This is a genomic window from Bradyrhizobium canariense (assembly GCF_019402665.1).
GTDB lineage: Bacteria > Pseudomonadota > Alphaproteobacteria > Rhizobiales > Xanthobacteraceae > Bradyrhizobium > Bradyrhizobium canariense.
On sequence record NZ_VSST01000019.1, the window covers coordinates 272545 to 287165 of the forward strand.

General features: G+C 64.5%; 12 protein-coding genes. 1 reads left to right on the forward strand and 11 read right to left on the reverse strand.

The window, feature by feature from the left end; genetic code table 11:
* Window positions 1–171: 171 nt before the first annotated feature.
* The 10 genes from ftsH to tolQ form a co-directional block, all read right to left on the reverse strand.
* Entirely contained in the window at window positions 172–2094 is a 1923-nt protein-coding gene (ftsH, locus tag FXB41_RS10485; protein WP_007596301.1) for an ATP-dependent zinc metalloprotease FtsH, read from the reverse strand.
* A 268-nt stretch (window positions 2095–2362) separates the two neighbouring features.
* Complete coding sequence (gene tilS, locus FXB41_RS10490; protein WP_219681699.1) at window positions 2363–3418, reverse strand: tRNA lysidine(34) synthetase TilS; 1056 nt, start codon at window positions 3416–3418, stop codon at window positions 2363–2365.
* A gap of 76 nt (window positions 3419–3494) precedes the next feature.
* On the reverse strand, window positions 3495–4550 hold the full coding sequence (ybgF, locus tag FXB41_RS10495) for a tol-pal system protein YbgF (RefSeq protein ID WP_007596303.1): 1056 nt from the start codon (window positions 4548–4550) through the stop codon (window positions 3495–3497).
* A 187-nt stretch (window positions 4551–4737) separates the two neighbouring features.
* Window positions 4738–5226 carry a peptidoglycan-associated lipoprotein Pal gene (pal, locus tag FXB41_RS10500; RefSeq protein ID WP_007596304.1) on the reverse strand — a complete coding sequence of 163 codons (489 nt, stop codon included), beginning with the start codon at window positions 5224–5226 and terminating at the stop codon, window positions 4738–4740.
* Window positions 5227–5471: 245 nt separating this feature from the next.
* Window positions 5472–6236: an N-acyl amino acid synthase FeeM domain-containing protein gene (locus FXB41_RS10505; RefSeq protein WP_007596306.1), complete on the reverse strand. Its 765-nt coding sequence runs from the start codon at window positions 6234–6236 to the stop codon at window positions 5472–5474.
* A gap of 165 nt (window positions 6237–6401) precedes the next feature.
* On the reverse strand, window positions 6402–8732 hold the full coding sequence (locus FXB41_RS10510) for a putative bifunctional diguanylate cyclase/phosphodiesterase (RefSeq protein ID WP_219681700.1): 2331 nt from the start codon (window positions 8730–8732) through the stop codon (window positions 6402–6404).
* 243 nt (window positions 8733–8975) lie between these two features.
* Window positions 8976–10322, reverse strand: coding sequence for a Tol-Pal system beta propeller repeat protein TolB (gene tolB, locus FXB41_RS10515; protein ID WP_007596313.1), 1347 nt, complete (start codon window positions 10320–10322; stop codon window positions 8976–8978).
* Window positions 10323–10363: 41 nt separating this feature from the next.
* The gene (gene tolA / locus FXB41_RS10520) at window positions 10364–11323 is read right to left on the reverse strand and encodes a cell envelope integrity protein TolA (RefSeq protein WP_007596315.1); all 960 of its coding nucleotides are present in this window, start codon (window positions 11321–11323) and stop codon (window positions 10364–10366) included.
* Window positions 11324–11326: 3 nt separating this feature from the next.
* The gene (gene tolR / locus FXB41_RS10525; RefSeq protein ID WP_018453789.1) at window positions 11327–11776 is read right to left on the reverse strand and encodes a protein TolR; all 450 of its coding nucleotides are present in this window, start codon (window positions 11774–11776) and stop codon (window positions 11327–11329) included.
* A 43-nt stretch (window positions 11777–11819) separates the two neighbouring features.
* Entirely contained in the window at window positions 11820–12536 is a 717-nt protein-coding gene (tolQ, locus tag FXB41_RS10530) for a protein TolQ (protein WP_007596319.1), read from the reverse strand.
* 541 nt (window positions 12537–13077) lie between these two features.
* On the opposite strand from tolQ, the gene FXB41_RS10535 reads away from it, so the two are divergent.
* Entirely contained in the window at window positions 13078–13596 is a 519-nt protein-coding gene (locus FXB41_RS10535) for a DUF2231 domain-containing protein (RefSeq protein WP_219681701.1), read from the forward strand.
* 35 nt (window positions 13597–13631) lie between these two features.
* On the opposite strand, the gene FXB41_RS10540 is transcribed toward FXB41_RS10535, so the two are convergent.
* Entirely contained in the window at window positions 13632–14399 is a 768-nt protein-coding gene (locus tag FXB41_RS10540) for a serine acetyltransferase domain-containing protein (RefSeq protein ID WP_219681702.1), read from the reverse strand.
* Window positions 14400–14621 lie beyond the last annotated feature (222 nt).

Genomic DNA, 14621 nt, shown 5'->3' on the forward strand with positions numbered 1-14621 from the left:
GTAAGGGTGCCACCAATGGCGGCGCCCATAGATGGTCGGCACTGCGCAAGGGCGGCTTTGCGCACATACCTGTTCGTCGCGAGATGCTCAGTTGCCCACGTTCGAAAAGCACCACGCAACAAAAAACGCGGCGTTTCCGCCGCGTTTTTCAATTCAATCTGCCGTGCGCGGTTACGCCTGCGGCTGCGGCTCCAGGCCGGGATCCGGATCGGGTCGCGGGCGCGACTTGCCGGCCGGCGGCACGGCCGAGGCGCGCGGGGTGGTCGGCTCGAGCACGGATTCGCGGTTCGGCTTCTTGCCCTTGAGCAGGTCGATGATCTCGTCGCCGGAGAGCGTCTCGAATTCGAGCAGGCCCTTGGCGAGAGCTTCAAGATCGGCGCGCTTCTCGGTGAGAATACGCGTCGCTTCGTTGTAGCCTTCTTCGACGAAACGCCGGATCTCGGTGTCGATCTTCTGAACCGTCGCTTCCGATGCGTTCTGGGTGCGCGACACCGACATGCCCAGGAAAACCTCGTCCTGGTTCTCGCCATAGGACACGGTGCCGAGCGCCTCGGACAGGCCCCAGCGCGTCACCATCATGCGCGCAAGACGCGTCGCCTGCTCGATGTCCGACGACGCACCCGAAGTCACCTTCTCGCGGCCGAAGATCAGCTCTTCGGCGACGCGGCCACCCATCATGATGGCAAGGCGCGATGTCATCTGTTCCAGCGACATCGACAGCTTGTCGCGCTCGGGCAGCTGCATGACCATACCCAGCGCGCGACCGCGCGGAATGATGGTCGCCTTGTGGATCGGATCGGTCGCGACGACGTTGAGGCCGACGATGGCGTGGCCGCCCTCGTGATAGGCCGTCAGCAGCTTCTCTTCCTCGGTCATGACGAGCGACTTGCGCTCGGCGCCCATCATCACCTTGTCCTTGGCTTCCTCGAACTCGGCCTGGGTCACCATCCGCTTGTTGCGGCGGGCGGCGGTGAGCGCAGCTTCGTTGACGAGGTTCATCAGGTCGGCGCCGGAGAAGCCCGGGGTGCCGCGCGCGATGGTCTTGAGGTTGATATCCGGCGCCAGCGGCACCTTGCGGACGTGGACCTTGAGGATCTGCTCGCGGCCGACGACGTCCGGGTTGGGCACCACGACCTGACGGTCGAAGCGGCCGGGACGCAGCAGCGCGGGGTCGAGCACGTCGGGACGGTTGGTCGCGGCGATCAGGATCACGCCCTCGTTGGCCTCGAAGCCGTCCATCTCGACCAGCAACTGGTTCAGCGTCTGCTCGCGCTCGTCATTGCCGCCGCCGAGGCCGGCGCCACGGTGACGACCGACGGCGTCGATTTCGTCGATGAAGATGATGCAGGGCGCGTTCTTTTTGGCCTGCTCGAACATGTCGCGGACGCGGGAAGCGCCAACGCCGACGAACATCTCGACGAAGTCCGAACCCGAAATGGTGAAGAACGGCACGTTGGCTTCGCCCGCGACCGCACGCGCGATCAGGGTCTTGCCGGTGCCGGGAGGTCCGACCAGCAGCACGCCGCGCGGAATGCGGCCGCCTAGGCGCTGGAATTTGCCGGGGTCGCGCAGGAATTCGACGATCTCCTGCAGGTCCTGCTTGGCTTCGTCGACGCCCGCGACGTCCTCGAAGGTGACGCGGCCATGCGCCTCAGTCAGCATTTTTGCGCGCGACTTGCCGAAGCCCATCGCCTTGCCGGCGCCGCCCTGCATCTGCCGCGACAGGAAGATCCACACGCCGATCAGCGCGATGAAGGGCAGCCAGGAGACCAGCAGGGAGACGAACCACGGCACGTTGTCGCCGGGCGGCTTCGCGGTGATCTGCACCTTGCTGTCATAGAGGCGCTTCACGAGCGTCGGATCGCTCGGCGCATAGGTCTGGAAGCTCGAGCCGTTGGTGAAGGTGCCGTGAATGTCCGGCCCCTGGATTACGACGTCGCGCACATTGCCGCGGTCAACCTCGCTCAACAGCTGGGAGAAAGCGATGTCCTGCGAGGAGGCGCGCTGACCCGGATTCTGGAAGAGCGTGAACAACGCCAACAGCAGCAGGACAATGATGACCCAGAGGGCGAAATTGCGCAGATTGGCGTTCATCGATCTTCCTTCGTGGTCGCGCGGATCGCGGCCTGATCCTCGGGCAGTTACTTTAAGCCGTACGAGGAAATCCCAAGGAATCCTCTCGGTTAGACGCATTACAATTTAGGTGCCGCCCCGGTCGCTGCCAAGGGAACGAGATGGGACTATTTATCCCATCTTAGAGCGATTCCCGCTGAAATAATGGCGCCCGGACAGGGGTTTTTCCCGCCTGGTTAAGGTGACCTGACGTCGCGCCGCCGAAACGGCTGGTGTCATGGTCCGCGGCTTAGCTCCCCTTGCGCCGCCGCGCCGGCGCCGGCGCGATGTGGATACGCCCCCCGGCAAGGCTGATCAAGGCTCCCGCAAGGGTCTGCTTCACCACCGGCCGGCCATTTGCAGCCGTACTTCCCGCCGCCATGGCCTGATCGAGCACGGCCAGGAGAGATTCGACCTTGCCGAGTTCCGCCGGTCCCTCATGCCCGAACGCGTTGATGGCCCGCAGCAGGATCCGCAGCCGGACCTCCTCCGGCAGGGCGGCAAACACGGGGGCCTCGAAGCTTCGAACGCCGGCCTGCGGCGCATCGCCGCGATCCCGCAGACGGAGGAAGCGCTCGGCTCCATCGGTCATCACCTCGACGGCCGCATTGGCGCGCGCCAGCCTTGCGGCGAGCCGAGCCAGGCTGCGGGCATCACCGCCCTCCGCCGCCAGCTGCGGCAGCAGCGCACGCAGCCGCGGCCGGGTAAAGGCAGCGTCGTGGTTGGTGGGATCGTCGGCAAAGCCGATCTTCGCCCGCTTCAAGGTCGCGATCAGCTGCGACTTCGGAACGTCGAGCAGTGGACGCGCAAGGACAACGCCGTCGCGCTCGGTGAGACGGGCCATCGCCGACAGCCCGGCTAATCCGCTGCCGCGGACAAGACGCATCAACAGGGTCTCGGCCTGGTCGTCACGGGTGTGGGCGGTCAGCACGTGGCTCGCACCGGCGGCACGCGCGGCCTGCACAAGCAGGCGGTAGCGGGCTTCGCGCGCGGCGGCCGGCAGTCCCGTTTTCGGCTTTGCCCCGCGCCAGCGCAGCGTCCGGTGCGGCAAGCCAAGCCCGGCCGCGAGATGCTTGACCTCGCGCGCCTCGCGCGCCGCCTCCGGCCGCAAGCCGTGGTCGATGGTGACGACGGTGAGACGCGGGCCGTGTGCGAGGCTGCGATGCCAGCGCGCCGCAAGCCACATCAGCGCCACCGAGTCGGGCCCGCCGGAGACCGCGAGCAACAGTCCCCGCGCGCCTTTCAGGTCTGCGAAGAGGAGCTTGGCCTCACGCGCCGAGATCGGTGAATTGTCGTCGTCTGACATGACGCTGCAATCGTCCGCGGATGGACCGAATGTTTAGCGCAGCGCCATCAATCTTGTCAGGATCAATCGCCGCGGGTCAGCACTTCACCCGCTTCTGCTCGCGGTCGACCGCGGCTTTGACGCCGGCCGAAGCGCGCGGATATTTGCGGCCGACTTCGCCGAAGGCGGCGCACGCGGCCTCCTTCTCCTTCAGCGCCGCCAGCGACTGGCCGAGCCGCAGCAGGGCATCCGGCGCCTTGGCGGATTTGTCGTATTTGGTGGTGACGGCGAGGAAGGCTTCCGCGGAGTCGCGATATTGCTGGCGCTGGAAATAGCTCTCGCCGAGCCAGTATTGCGCGTCGCCGAGCAGCGGGTCGCTCGGATATTTCTGCGAGAAATTCTTCATGGTCTGCTCGGCCAGCGCATAGTCCTTGCGCTGCATGTAGCCGATGCCGAGATCGAATTCGTCGCGCGGCGTTGCCGAGGGCGGCAGGGTCGTCAGCGCCGGGGCGCCTGCCGGCGCGGGAGAGCCGGATGGGGCCGGCGGATAGCCGGGCTGCGCAGCCTGGGGTGCGGCCGCCTGCGGATAGCGGGGGCCGCTATTGGCGAGATCGAGCGGTTCGCCGGCGCCACGGCCGCCGGGCGCGCCGCTCGGGGCACCGGCGGGCATCGGTTGCTGCCCGCCGCCGAGCGCGCGTGGCGCACCCGGCGCATTCGGGCTCTGGTTCGGGTCGAAGGCATCGCCGCGGCGGCGCGTGCCCGGCGCGCCGGGCGCAGGCTGCTCCTGAACGATCGGCGCCGGAGAGGCGATCTGCGGCTGCTCGTAATTCGGCTGGGCCGCTTGCTGGTGCGGCGGCTGGCGATAGGCCGGCGCGGCTTGCGCGGGCGGCATGGCCGCGACATTGGGCTGGACCGGCGCCTGGCCGGGTGCAGCTTGCGCGCCGCCCTCGAGCGCTCGCAGCCGCTCTTCGAGCTGGCGGTTGCGATATTGCAGCTCTTCGTTCTGGCCGGTGAGCTGGCGCAGCTGATTCTCCAGCCGCTCGATCCGCATCTCGGGATCTGCATCGTCCGATTGTGCGAGGGCGGGCGAGCACAAAGAGAGCAGCGCGGCGATCGCCACGGTGCCGGTGAAAACCTTAAATCTGGATGACATCTTGCCCTGACGACGAAAGCGAAATGGCCTGCGACCGAACATTCGACGCGCCACACATTGAAGGGGAGTACGCCAAAACTGTGACTGTAACAAACGGGTTTCCGTCACAGATCGCTGAAACGAAACCGGCGCCCGAGAGGGCGCCGGCATAATCGGTTTCTGAAGATGAACGGCGCCTGACCGATCGTCAGGAGCTCGCGTTCAGCACGGTGACGGCGCGGCGGTTCTGCGACCAGCAGGAGATGTCGTTGCAAACGGCCACCGGCCGCTCCTTGCCGTACGAGATCGTTCGCATGCGGTTCGGATCGATGCCGCGCGAGGCGAGGAACGAACGGACCGACTGGGCACGGCGGGCGCCGAGCGCGATATTGTATTCGCGGGTGCCGCGTTCGTCGGCATGACCTTCGACGGTGAAGCTGTAGCGCGGATAGCTCTGGAGCCACTGCGCCTGCTTCTCCAGGGTCACGATCGCCTGCGGGGTCAGATCGGTCTGGTCGCTTTCGAAGAACACGCGGTCGCCGACATTGACGACGAAGTCTTGCTGGCTGCCCGGCGTCGCCGCGTTGGCCATCGCATCCGTGGCAGCGTTCTTGTTGGCACAGGCCCCCATCGACAACGCGACGGCAAGCACCGCGGCCAGCTTCAATCCCTGGAGGATGCGCATAGGATGTTTCATTCCGGAGCCTCCACGCTCACGTTTCGTCCACTGCTGTCCGGTCTACAGGGGGTTGGTTAAGCGAACGTTCCGTCAACCTTGATGGAACCTTGCCACAGCCGGTCAAATGCCCCCAACCAGCGAAAAGCAACCGTCATGGTTAATGGGTTGTAAATGTGGCGCGATGGTGAAGGCAAGCCGCGCCGACCGGCAAAAACCGCGGGCTTTGCTGGAATTTTAGGCTCGTCGTGTGGAGACCCTAGCGCCTAGCGGGCAGAACCCGTTGCCGAGGCGGCTACGTCCGGGGTCCGCTGCGTCGCCAGCGACACCGGGCGCGGGGCCGCCTGGCGCGGGCCGCTGCGTTGAAACAACATGCGCCGCTCAAAAGCGCTGGAGCGCATGATCGGAAAGCGCGTCAGGACCTTTTCCCGCTGGTTGCGGAAATCGGACGCCATCAGCACGGCCTTCTTGGTGGGCCAGCCCGGAAACCCGCGCGGCTCCGGTGAAATGGTCTCGTGCAGGAAGATGCGACGATAGAACGCCTGATGATCGGTCCGGATCATGGCCAGCCCCGTGTCGGCGTTGAAATGATCGCAAGCCACAAAAGCCAGCCGCACCGTCAGATAGGGCAGCTCCGGAAAACGCTGGTGCTTTTCGGGATCGGCAACAAACCGGCACGGATCGATGAGGACTTCGCCGCGGTCGAGCCGGGGATGCAGGACGTCGCCAAACACTTCGGTCGTGTAGGACATTCGCCAGTCGGACGTCAGGACGTGAATGCGAACGGAGCTGCAGAGCTCTCCATCGACATAGACCCCGAAATTCCAGGTGTTGGGCGCATCGTCGAAGCGATCGGTCACGCGCCGCGACTCCGACGGCTCGATCAGTCCGGCGTGCAGATAGGCCCGGTACCGCATCAGATAGAGGTTGTCTCGGTCCTCAGGAGTTTCGATCAGGCGGTAATCGATGCGGTCAAACAGAGCGGCTCCCCGCGGAAGGAGCACCGTTTGCGGTTCAGCCCCAGACGTCATCCAGTACCCCTACACTCCAAAGCAACTTCTGCGAGTGTGACGAGATTAATGGTTCATTAACGGAATTGCAAAGGCTTAGAAACGTTAGGGTTAACCTTTGCGGCCCGCAAAAACACGGGGCGCGAACGAGAGCCAAGGGCGTTGAAGAAGTGGGGCAGCGAAAGATCAGGCGATCGATCGCGAGGACACCATGACGATCTGGTCCTCAGCCCCGCGACGGCCATGCGAGGCATTCAGCAGTTGGCGAATCCGGACTGCCGGCACCGGCCGGCTGAACAGATAGCCCTGCCCTTCGGTCACGGTGCCGTCGGCGCTGATCAGCTCGAGCTGATCATTGGTCTCGATGCCCTCGACCACGACGGCCATGCCGAGATCGGCCGACAGCCGCGCCACGCCGCGCAGCAGCGTCAGCGGCCGGTCGGCATCGATGCCTTCGAGGAAGGAGCGGTCGATCTTCACCTTCTGCATCGGGAAATTGTGCAGGTAACTGAGGCTCGAATAGCCGGTACCGAAATCATCCAGCGAAATGCCCACGCCGATCGCATGCAATTGCGACAGAATGTCGTGCGTGAGCTGGGTGTTGCGCAACAGCGAGGATTCGGTGATCTCGATCTCCAGCCGATGCGCCGGGAGCCCCGAAACCTCGAGCGCGTAGCGGATTTCGCTCAAGACGTCGCGCTGGTGGAATTGCTGCGGCGAGAAGTTGACGGCGACGCTGACACCCTCCGGCCATTTCATGCATTCCATGCAGGCGCGGCGCAGGATCCAGCGGCCGAGATCGACGATCAGCCCCATGTCCTCGGCGACCGGGATAATGTCGACCGGCGAGACCGTGCCGCGCACCGGATGATTCCAGCGCAGCAGCGCCTCGCAAGTCGTGATCTTGCCGGACTTCAGATTGACCAGCGGCTGGTAGAACAGCTCGAACTCCTCGTTGGCGAGCGCCTTGCGCAAATCGAGCTCGAGGATGCGGCGCGCCTCGACGGTCGCCGCCATCTCGTCGCGGAAGAAGCAGAAGGTGCCGCGACCGTCGGCCTTGGCCCGGTACAGCGCCATGTCGGCGTTCTTGAGCAGCGTGTCCGCGCTGATGCCCTCCGGCGCGGTCAACGCGATGCCGACGCTGGCGCCGATCTCGACCAGATGATTGTCGATGCGGTAGCGCTCGCTCAGCCGCTCGACGATGCGGCGCGCCAGCGCAGCGGCGTCCTCGGGCGAGGAGATGTTCTCCTGGAACACGACGAATTCGTCACCGCCGAAGCGGGCGACGAAATCCTCGGGGCGCAGCATCTCGCGCAGACGGTTGGCGACCGCGCACAGCAGCTGGTCGCCGCAGGGATGGCCGAGCGTGTCGTTGACCTGCTTGAACTGGTCGAGGTCGACGAACAGCAGCGCGGACAGGCGCTCGGCGTCGTGCGAGATCGCCAGCAGCCTTTCGATCTCGTCGCGGAAATGAACGCGGTTGGGAAGCGCGGTGAGGTCGTCGTAGCGCGCCAGATGCGTGATCTTGGCCTCGGCGCTGCGACGGTCGGTAATGTCCTCGAGCAGCACCACCGCGCCACCGTCAGCCATCGGCTGGACAGTCCAGGACAACGACCTGTTTCGCTGCGTATCGGGATCGGCTGTGATGATCTCCTTGGCTTGCGAACTCTCGATGTCCGTGACGATCCGCTCGCCGCTCCCAGCCGAGATGGATCCGGCGCTGACGCATGCCGCGACGATGTCACGCGCGTTGACGCCGCGTTGCGCCAGACCTTCCGGCAGATTCATCATTGCGCCGAAGCGGTGGTTCATGACCGCCAGCTGTCCGTCGACGCGGAACATGCAGAGGCCGTGCGGCATGTTGTTCAGCGCCGTATCGAACTGGCCGGCGAGCGCGGCTTCACGCTCCCGTGCCACGACCGCTCCCATGAAGATTCGGTGCAGATTCACCGAGAGCTGCATGATCGCCATCAGGAACGCGGCGCTGACCAGCGCCATCGCGATGTAGTAGGGCGTTCCACGCAGTGCCAAGGCAAGCACGGCCGGACCGAAAATCAGCACGGCCTGGAGGTGGAAGATCGCAGGCCGGCCATATGCCCTGCCCGCGCCGCCCGCCGCGATTCCGGTGGTGACCGACAAGGCGATCATGTGGGCCACAGCGTCGTCCGTGGCCAGCAGGGCGGTGGCGCACCAGATGCCGATCGCAGCCGCCTGGATCTTTGCCCCGATCTGATAGCGCTTCTGCCAGCGTGCTGCCGCCGCGATGGTCATGACCGACTGGCGTGCCTGATAGAGGCGCAGGTCGATCGCCCGCGCAGTCCCGGCCAGGACAAGAAGTGCGACGCACGCCCAGATCAGAGGCTCGCCCGTCCTCAGCGCGGTCAGGGCCGCACCGATCGACACGAAAATGAGTCCGGCCAGCAACGGACCAGGCGCTTCGAACAGCGAATCGATTTGCGCCGCCGAAGTTTTCGGCGGCCGCTGTTCCGGCTCTCCGCTCTGACTTGCAAACTGCATCTGGTGTTTACGCGCGTCCTGTCTGGAGCGCAGTTTTACCGATCCGGTATGAAGTCTTTCTGAGGGAATATCGTTAAAGTCGAGTTGTTTTGAACGAGCAACAGTCGAAATAGATCAATAGAAACAAACCCATGGGAAAAGTTTGCCGAGTGCAACCTTAAAGAACAATTATCGCGGGGAAACATCGCGCCAAGTTTTCGAAAAAGGCGCGCGGTCAAATCATTGCGCATCGAGGACGGGCGGCTAGCCCGATGTCGAGGACAATAGCGGCGACCATGCGGGGTCGGAGGCGAAGCCCGGCGTCGGCACCTTCAGCTCGTTGCGGCCCGAGATGTCGACCGAGAACAGCGACGGCCCGCCGCTGCCGCCCGGATCGCGGAAGAACATCAGCACGCGGCCGTTCGGCGAGAAGGTCGGGCCTTCGTTGTGGTAGCCGGAAGTCAGAAGCCGTTCGCCGGAGCCGTCCGGCTTCATCACGCCGATCGAGAACTGCCCGCCACCTTGCCTGGTGAAGGCGATGTAATCGCCGCGCGGCGACCACACCGGCGTCGAATAGGTGGCGTTGTTGTCGTCCTTGGAGAAGGAGATGCGCTGCGCCGCTCCGCCGCCCGCGGCCATGACATAGATCTGCGATCTGCCGCCGCGATCGGACTCGAAGCAGATGCGGGCGCCGTCCGGGGAGTAGGAAGGAGAGGTGTCGATCGCGGGCGTGTCTGTGAGGCGCGTGGTCGAGCGCGAGCGCAGATCCATCACGAACAGGTTGGAATTGCCGCCCTGCTGCAGGCTCATGATGACGCGCTGGCCGTCCGGCGAGAACCTCGGGGCAAAGGTCATGCCCGGGAAGTTGCCGACGATCTCGCGCTGGCCGGTCTCGATGTTGAACAGGTAGACCTTCGGATCGCCCTGCCCGAACTCCATGTAGGTGATCTCTTGCGAGTTCGGCGAGAAGCGCGGCGTCAGCACGAGGTCGGAGCCGCGGGTCAGATAGCGCACATTGGCGCCGTCCTGGTCCATCATCGCGAGCCGCTTGACGCGGCGCTCCTTCGGCCCGGTCTCGTCGACGAACACGACGCGGCTGTCGAAATAGCCCTTCTCGCCGGTCAGCTTCTCATAGATCTGGTCGGAGATGATGTGGGCGATGCGGCGCCAATATTCCGGCGAGGTGAAATATTGCTGGCCGGCGAGCTGCTGGCCGGTGACCACATCCCACAAGCGGAATTCGGCCTTGAGGCGCCCGTCCGGCTGCCGCGTCATGCGGCCGGTGACGAGGGCCTGCGCGTTGAGGGTTTTCCAGTTCTCGAATTGCGGCGCGACGTCGATGTTGCTGATGCGCTCGATGAAGGCAGCCTGGTCGACCGGCGCGAACAGGCCCGAGCGCTTCAGATTGTTGGTGATGACCTGAGTGACGCCGTTGCCAACGTCGCCGTCGGCCGGCGAGCCGGGCACGAAATTGGTGATCGCAATCGGGATCGGCCGAAACTCCGTGGGATCGATACGGAGCCGTCCCTGCGGCTGCTGGGCGAAGGCCTGCCCGCCTCCGAGCATCGCGAGCGTCGATCCGGTCAGGGTCATGAAGCGGCGGCGGTTCATCGATCGAACGTCATTCATCGCAAAATTCTTTTGTTCGGATGTCACAACATGTCTTTCAGGCCGAAAGTCATCGGAATGAGCTTCCAGCTCTCGTATTGCTGCTTCGGCATGAACGAATAGACCTGACACTGCACGATGGCGCGTCTGGCACTCTCCGCCACCGCCTGTGCGATCGACCGCGACGGCCCCCTCACCGCGACGACGATCGGCTCGGACGCGAGCGATCCGTCGATCTTCATGGGAATGTCGATGTCGGCTTCGTATTGATCCGCATCCTGCCCGTTATAGGTCGGCGTGAAGCAGCGCTTCACCGCCCCTTGGAACGCCCCCCGCCAGGTCGCAATGTTGTTGGCGGCCGTTCCGCTCGTCGATCCCAGCGAGGCCGACGCATTCAGCGTCGAGCCGGCGAGTTCGTGCCGGGTCGCCGCGCGCTTGTCGAGATCGCGCTGGATCTGCGCGGGATCGAAGCTGCGCTCCTTGGGCTTCGGCACCTGCTGCGGCTGCACCGCTGCGACCTTCTGCTCCGGCGGCTTGGGCGGCGGCTTCTTGGTTTCGAGCTTTTTCTGGAGCTCGGCGATCGGATCTTCCTTGGCCGGGTCAGGCTTTTTTTCCGGCGGCTTCGGCTCTTCCTTCGGCTTCGCCTCGGCGACGGGCTTGGGCGGCTCGGGCTTCTTCTCGACCGGTTTTTCGACGGGTTTTGGTGGCGGTTCGGGCGTCGAGTTGGTCTTGATCAGCTCTTTCTTCTCGGTGACCTTGCCGACAGCGTCTTCCTCGGGCTTGGCTTCCGCGATCTTCTCGACCTTCGGCTTCGGCTCTTTCTTGTCGCCGGTCTTCTGCCCCGACATCATCTGCGCGAGCTGGTCGGTGGAGATGATGTCGATCGGCAGCGACTCTTCGGCCGGAACGAAAGCCCTGCTGCTAAAGGTGACGAGCCCCCATCCCAGCACGAGGACGTGGAGGGCAATCGACGCAACGAGTGTCTTGTCGACCTTCACCTTCACGGTCTACCCCTGATCCGCTTCCGTGACGAGCGCCAGCTTCTTGAAGCCTGCGCCGGACAACTGGCCCATGACCTTGGCCACCGTCCCGTAATCCGCCTTCTTGTCCGCACGCAGATAGATGCGTTCCTCGAGCCCGCCGCGCGCATCCGTGATCGCCTTCAGCTTGGGGATCAGTTCGTTGATCGCGATCTCGGCGTCGTTGATGAACACCTTGCCCTTGATGTCCACCGACATCTGGATCGGCTTCTGATCGTTATTTTCGAGGCTCTTGGCCTGGGTCTGCGGCAGGTCGAGCGGCACGCCGACCGTCAGCATCGGCGCCGACACCATGAAGATGATGAGCAGCACCAGCATCACGTCCACCATCGGCGTGACGTTGATTTCGGCCACGACCGGCTTGCGCCGGCCACGGCGCCCACCGCCTCCGGACGAACTCGCAACGTTCATGCCCATGGTCTGGTGCCCAAATTGCCCTTCACACTATACATGCCGTCCGTCAGCCCCGCTCGTCGATCTGACGCGACAGGATGGCTGAAAATTCATCGGCGAAGCCTTCGAGCCGCTGGGCCTGCCGGTTCACCTCGGAGGTGAACTTATTGTAGAAAATAGTGGCAGGAATGGCGGCGATAAGGCCGACGGCGGTTGCAAACAGCGCCTCCGCGATACCGGGGGCCACCACCGCCAGAGAGGTATTTTTCGACGCCGCGATCGACTGGAAGCTCGACATGATGCCCCAAACAGTGCCGAACAGGCCGACGAAGGGGCCGGCGGAGCCGACGGTGGCGAGCACCAGCAGCCTGCGTTCCAGCCGCTCGACCTCGCGGGCGATCGAGACATTCATGACCTTGTCGATGCGCATCTGAAGGCCTGCGACCGAGCGGGCCTGGCTCTCGAACGAACGCTTCCACTCGCGCATCGCCGCGACGAAGCAGGCCGCCATGGAATGCGTCGGCTTGGCCGAGAGCGTGCGATAGAGGTCTTCGATCGACTCGCCGGACCAGAAAGCCTGCTCGAAACGGTCCATCGAGCGGCGGGTGCGGGCAAACAGGAAGATCTTGTCGATGGCGATCGCCCAGACCCAGACCGAGCAGGCGAGAAGCCCCAGCATCACCGCTTTCACGATCCAGTGAGCCTGCCAGAACAGCGCGATCAGCGACACGTCCGCGGAAGCGGCAACCGGAAGGGCTGACTGAGCCACGTCGGCCGGATTCATAAGCAGTATCCTCTCAAGGCGATCGTTACCTGATGTCCCGATCTAATGTCCCGGCCAGCAAATGGCCGCCGGTTCCCCAATAGCCGCGCTAGAACCGGCGCGGCCGGCAAGCCCGCTCAAAGCCTTGTCTTTCTGGGGTGCAGGGCTCGTCCAAAGCCAGCCGCCTGCATTCCCTGCCAAGATGTCAAAACTATGGGCCCGACCCCAAGGCTCAGACTTCAGGCTTTGGGCGCGATTGTCCGCAATTACCAGAGCCCGGCGATGGTTAATGCTGGGTTACCGCAGGCGAATTTGGCGGCGGGAAAGAGAGCGGGTGCAGGGGGATGGGTGGCGCGGCGGGCGGGTCCGTGTTCCCGACGCGCCGCAAAGCCCGCGCGGGGGCATCGGCTCTGCGGCGCGTCCTCGACAGGACGTTGCGTTGCGCCGGGGACACCAGAGTTCCGTTTCCAGCGGGCGCATCAAAACGGAGCCGCTATCCGTCGGAGGAACCAGCCCTCGCCCGAAAAATTGTCCGGAAAATCACTTCTCGCGAGGTTTTGCCATGAGCATCAACCCCAAGACGACCGCCGCCATCGGCGACCATCCGCTCCACCCCATGATCATCCCGTTCCCCGTCGCTTTCCTGGTGGGCGCGCCCATCGCCGATCTCGCCTTCATCGGAACCGGTGACGGCTTCTGGGCCAGAGCCGCCATGTGGCTGATCGGCGCCGGCATCGTCATGGCGCTCGTTGCCGCCGTGGCCGGCTTCACCGACTTCTTCAGCGACGCCCGTATCCGCAGCCTCAACGATGCCTGGTATCACATGGTCGGCAATCTGGCGGCCGTCGTGCTGGCCGCGATCAATTTCTACCTCCGCTACGCGCAAGGCGCCGAGGCAGCGATCAAGCCGTGGGGCGTGGCGCTGTCCCTGATCGTGGTCGGCATCCTCCTGTTCACGGGATGGAAGGGCTGGGAAATGGTCTACCGGCATCATGTCGCGGTGCTGGACGCGCCGGGCCAGACCAGTTCGGAGCCGGTCACCCCGCATCACGGCGGCGAGCGCCACCGCCGCGCCGCCTGAACGAGGAGCACATCGCCTGATGACGTGAGGGCGAGTCAGGCCGCCGAGGCGGGTTCGGGGCAATTGGTCAGCCGCGCCGGATTGCCGATTGCGGTGCAGCCCCGGGGCACGTCGCTCGTCACGATTGTGTCGGCGCCGATCTTGGCAAAATCGCCGATGCTGACGTTGCCGAGAATTGCGGCGCCGGAGCCGATGAAGACGCCGCGACCAATGCGAGGCGAGCGGGCCGGCAGTTCCGTGCCACGACCGATGCTGACGTTCTGAAGGATGGTGGCGTCGTCGCCGATCGCCACATCTGCACCGATCACGATGCCGGTGGCGTGGTCGAGATACACCGATGATCCCAGGCTCGCCGCCGGATGAATGCTGACCTGCAGGACGTTGGAGGCCTCGTTCTGAAACAGCAGCGCCGCGTCGCGATAGTCGTGATGCCAGAGCCAGTTCGAGACGCGCCATGCCTGCAAGGCGACGTAGCCCTTGAAATGCAGCAGCGGCGCCAACAGTCCGGTGATGGCGGCATCGCGGAGAACAATGGCTTGTAAGTCGCAGCCGGCCACCTCGATCAGATCCGGCTGGCCATGGAAGGCGTCGCGGGAAAACGTCGTGAAGCGCTCGCGTTCGGCCGCGCTGTCGCCAAGCCGGCGTCCGATCAGATCGGACAGTGCGGCGGTAAAATCGTCATGGACGAGGATGAGTCCGACAAGAGCCTTGCCGAATATGGGGTCGGCTGCCGCTGCGCGCTGCGCCTCGTCGCGGATCTCCTGCCAGAGGGCCTCGCTCGCCGTCATCGCCGCTTCCGCCATACTTGCTGCCTGCGGTATTTTGACGCTTCCTTTTCACTGTCGGATATAAACCGTCGGCAGCCCGCGCGCCACGCACCCCGTGACGCTACGAGCTTGCATGCCAAGCGGCCTGGATCATATATAGGCCGTCGAGTTCGCGGTCGAAGCTATGGCCTCAGGTTGACTTTGCCGCGTGCGGCCGCCTTGGGCCAGGGTTGTCCAAGCACCTCGTTCAAGACCCCG